Genomic DNA, 4,341 nt, shown 5'->3' with positions numbered 1-4,341 from the left:
TTAGGCGGTTTTCTTTTCGAAAGTTTCTATAGCTTCTTTCTGGTTTAAAATAAAGTCGATGTCGTCATAACCATTCAATAAGCAAGACTTTTTGTAGGGGTTAATTTCGAAGGCTTCGTTTTCTAAAGTAGATTGCAATTCTACAACCTGCTCTTGTAAGTCTACTAATAATTTTGTTTCAGGATCTCTGGCAATTGCTGCAAAGATCTTCTGCAAAAAGGTGTCGGAAACCTGGATAGGCAATAAGCCATTGTTTAATGCATTGCCTTTAAAGATGTCGGCAAAAAAGCTGCTGATGACTACTTTAAAACCATGGTCTTGAATAGCCCAGGCTGCATGTTCTCTGCTGCTGCCGCAACCAAAGTTTTTTCCGGCAACCAGAATATCGCCTTTATATAAAGGATTGTTTAACACAAAATCGGCTTTCGGTTGTCCGTTGCCATCATAGCGCCAGTCACAAAATAAGTTTTCGCCAAAGCCCTCACGGGTAGTAGCTTTTAAAAACCTTGCAGGAATAATTTGATCGGTATCAATATTTTCTATCGGCAAGGGCACCATGGTTGATGTTAATTTCTCAAATTTTTTCATCAGTTTGTGTTTAAGAAACGGTTACATTTTCTTTTAATAATTCCCTCACATCAGTAACCTTACCTGTAATGGCCGCAGCTGCGGCAGTAAGCGGACTGGCCAAAAACGTTCTGGAGTTTGGTCCCTGACGGCCTTCAAAGTTTCTGTTGGACGTAGAAACGCAGTATTTACCGGCAGGAATTTTATCTTCATTCATGCCTAAACAAGCGCTGCAACCAGGCTCGCGCAGTTGAAAACCTGCAGCTTCAAAAACTTTATCCAAGCCTTCAGCGATAGCCTGCTGTTCAATTTGTTTAGAACCGGGCACAATCCATACGGTAACGTTAGGTGCTTTCTGGCGTCCTTTAACAAATTCCGCTACCTCACGCAAATCTTCCATGCGAGAGTTGGTACAGCTGCCAATAAATACATAGTCAATTGGTTTGCCTATCATCAAATCATCACCCTCAAGGCCCATATACGCCAGGGCTTTCTGGAAAGATGGCTGTTCAGATAAGACTTGTTGTGCTGTGGTAGGAATATGTTGAGAAACACCCATGCCCATACCTGGGTTGGTGCCATAAGTAATCATAGGCTCAATAGCTGCCGCATCAAAAGTCAATACTTTATCAAAGCTGGCATCAGCATCGCTGTATAAGTTTTTCCAGCCCGCTAATGCCTTGTCCCAGGCTTCACCTTTAGGGGCAAACTCTCTGCCTTCCACATAGTCGAAAGTAATCTGGTCAGGGGCAATTAAACCTCCGCGGGCACCCATTTCGATGCTCATGTTGCAGATGGTCATCCGTGCTTCCATGCTCAGCTTTTCAATGGCAGAGCCGGCATATTCAATAAAATACCCAGTGCCACCGGCAGCAGAGATTTGTGCAATAATATATAGAATGATATCCTTGGCAGAAACACCTGCGCCAAGTTCTCCGTTAACTTCAATTTTCATGGTTTTAGGTTTTTGCTGCAACAAACATTGCGTTGCTAAAACCTGTTCAACCTGGGATGTACCTATCCCAAAGGCGATGCAACCAAATGCACCGTGTGTAGAGGTGTGACTATCGCCACAAACTATGGTGGCACCCGGTAAGGTGATGCCTAATTCTGGTCCGATGACATGGACAATACCCTGAAAAGGGTGGCCCAGGCCATACAGTTCTACGCCAAAGGCAGCGCAGTTTTTGGTGAGCATATCCACCTGGTAACGGGAAAGTTCTTCTTTAATCGGCAAGTGCTGATCTAAAGTAGGCACATTATGGTCAGCGGTTGCTACCGTTTGTGCAGGTCTGAAGACCGGTAATCCTCTTTTACGTAGGCCATCGAAAGCCTGAGGACTGGTTACTTCATGAATGAAATGCGTGTCTATGTATAAAATATCAGGGAAACCCTCGTCGCTTTTGACGACGTGGGCATCCCAGATTTTTTCAACTAATGTTTTTCCCATAGGGTTGAAATCTAATTTGTTTATTAAGCTTGAGTTTCTTTTTCTGCTGTTTGGTTTTCAGGACGTAAGCTACGTACTGTTTTACCTGCCTGCCATAATTCGCTGTCGCGAAGTTCTGCAAGTTCTGCATTCAATTTCTCACGGTAATCTGGTTGGCTGTTAGAATCAATAGAACGTTGAGATTCTTTACCAGTGGCAACACTGTCATATAATTCTTCAAATACTGGTTTAGTAGCATCTCTGAATTTTTTCCACCAGTCTAAAGCACCACGTTGTGCTGTTGTAGAACAGTTAGCATACATCCAGTCCATACCGTTTTCTGCAACCAATGGCATTAAACTTTGTGTCAATTCTTCCACTGTTTCGTTGAAAGCTTCAGAAGGAGAGTGTCCATTAGCACGCAATACATCGTATTGAGCAGCAAAAATACCCTGGATACAACCCATTAGTGTTCCACGCTCACCTGTTAAATCACTGAATACTTCTTTTTTGAAGTCTGTTTCGAATAAATATCCGCTACCTACAGCAATACCTAAAGCAATTACTCTATCGTAAGCTTTACCTGTAGCATCCTGGAAAATAGCATAGCTAGAGTTCAAACCACGACCTTGTAAGAACATGCGACGCAATGAAGTTCCAGAACCTTTAGGGGCTACTAAGAACACATCTACATCTGCAGGAGGGATAATTCCTGTTTGCTCATTGAAGGTAATACCAAATCCATGAGAGAAATATAATGCTTTACCTGGAGTCAGGTGTTTTTTTACTGTTGGCCATAGCTCAATTTGTGCAGCATCACTTAATAAATAGCAAATGATGGTACCACGTTCCAGGGCTTCTTCAATTTCGAAAAGTGTTTCACCAGGTACAAAGCCATCGGCAATAGCTTTATCCCATGTTTTAGAGTTTTTACGCTGACCAACAATGACATTAATTCCATTGTCTTGTTGGTTTAAAGCCTGACCAGGACCTTGAACACCGTAACCAATAATGGCTACTGTTTCTGTACTTAATACTTCCTGTGCTTTTGCTAACGGAAACTCTTCACGTGTAACTACATTTTCTTCTTTTCCACCGAAATTTAATTTTGCCATAATTTTGTTATTGGTTATATAGATTGATTTTTTAAAGCAGTAAGCCTGCGCTTACTACATGGTAAATACATTGTCTTGTTTGTCCAGGTATTCGTTTTCTATCACGTCCTGACCGGGTTCTTTTCTTTCAAATTCCCTTAATTTGGCATTAAAGCCATTGCTGTCTTTGATGATGGCTACGCGTGCACTTCTCACAAACTCTATTAATCCGTAAGGTTGAAGAATTTCGATAAGCTTATCGGTTTCTTCGCGGTGACCTGTGGTTTCAAAAACGGTATAATCTTTACGGATCACCACTACTCTTGCGCCATTTTCTCTTAACAGGCGCTCAACGAGTACTTTCTCCACTACAATATCGGTAGGTACTTTATATAGCGACATTTCCTGCCAGATGATGTCTTCGTTGGTATTGTAATAAACTTTCAATACTTCCACCTGTTTTTCTATCTGGCGGCTCAGTTTACGTACTACTTCTTCCGTTTCATGAATGACGATGTTGAAACGGTGGATGTGCTCAATCTCTGAAGGAGAGGTGTTTAAGCTCTCGATGTTGATCTTTCTTCTGGAGAATATAATAGCGATCCGGTTTAATAGACCAATCTGGTTTTCGGTATAAACTGTGATCGTAAATTCCTGCTTGGCGTGTACCGCCTCTATATCATTTAAGATGCTCATGATCTTGTTATTTAAGTCTGATTTCACTTACACTACAGCCCTGAGGAACCATAGGGAATACATTATGTTCTTTGGTCACCATTACTTCTAAGAGGTAGGAACCTTTATGGTTAAGCATGGCTTCTAGAGCAGGGACGAGGTTTTCACGCTCCACTACTTTCTGACCAGGGATATAATAAGATTCTGCAAGTTTTACAAAATCAGGACTGGTGATGTCCACAAAAGAATAGCGTTTGTCGTTAAACAATTGTTGCCACTGGCGAACCATTCCTAAAAACTGGTTGTTAAGGATCATGATTTTAACGTCAACGCCGAACTGCATAATGGTACCCAACTCTTGTAAGGTCATCTGGAAACCACCATCGCCAATGATGGCAACAACGGTACGGTTGGGTGCACCAAACTTAGCACCTATGGCTGCAGGCAATCCAAAGCCCATGGTGCCTAAACCACCACTGGTTACATTGCTGCGGGTATTGTTGAACTTGCCATAACGACAAGCCACCATTTGATGCTGACCAACATCAGAAACAATAATAGCCTCGCCTTTAGTCA

General features: G+C 42.1%; 5 protein-coding genes. All 5 read right to left on the bottom strand.

Annotated elements, in window-relative coordinates; all coding sequences use genetic code 11:
• Nucleotides 1–588 (bottom strand): 3-isopropylmalate dehydratase small subunit, encoded by a 588-nt coding sequence (gene leuD, locus ACR2F7_RS03780; RefSeq protein ID WP_432712259.1) that lies wholly within the window; start codon nucleotides 586–588, stop codon nucleotides 1–3.
• 10 nt (nucleotides 589–598) lie between these two features.
• Complete coding sequence (gene leuC, locus ACR2F7_RS03775; protein WP_432712258.1) at nucleotides 599–2,017, bottom strand: 3-isopropylmalate dehydratase large subunit; 1,419 nt, start codon at nucleotides 2,015–2,017, stop codon at nucleotides 599–601.
• A 23-nt stretch (nucleotides 2,018–2,040) separates the two neighbouring features.
• Nucleotides 2,041–3,111 carry a ketol-acid reductoisomerase gene (ilvC, locus tag ACR2F7_RS03770; RefSeq protein WP_432712257.1) on the bottom strand — a complete coding sequence of 357 codons (1,071 nt, stop codon included), beginning with the start codon at nucleotides 3,109–3,111 and terminating at the stop codon, nucleotides 2,041–2,043.
• Nucleotides 3,112–3,165: 54 nt separating this feature from the next.
• The gene (gene ilvN / locus ACR2F7_RS03765) at nucleotides 3,166–3,786 is read right to left on the bottom strand and encodes an acetolactate synthase small subunit (RefSeq protein ID WP_432712256.1); all 621 of its coding nucleotides are present in this window, start codon (nucleotides 3,784–3,786) and stop codon (nucleotides 3,166–3,168) included.
• Nucleotides 3,787–3,793: 7 nt separating this feature from the next.
• Nucleotides 3,794–4,341 (bottom strand): thiamine pyrophosphate-dependent enzyme (locus ACR2F7_RS03760; RefSeq protein WP_432712255.1); only part of this gene is annotated, 548 nt, incomplete at its 5' end.

The sequence above is a fragment of the Pedobacter sp. genome (genome assembly GCF_045628745.1).
In the GTDB taxonomy this organism is placed as follows: Bacteria; Bacteroidota; Bacteroidia; order Sphingobacteriales; family Sphingobacteriaceae; genus Pedobacter.
Note: the sequence above shows the minus strand (reverse complement) of the source record. Positions and strands in the feature narration are given on the sequence as shown.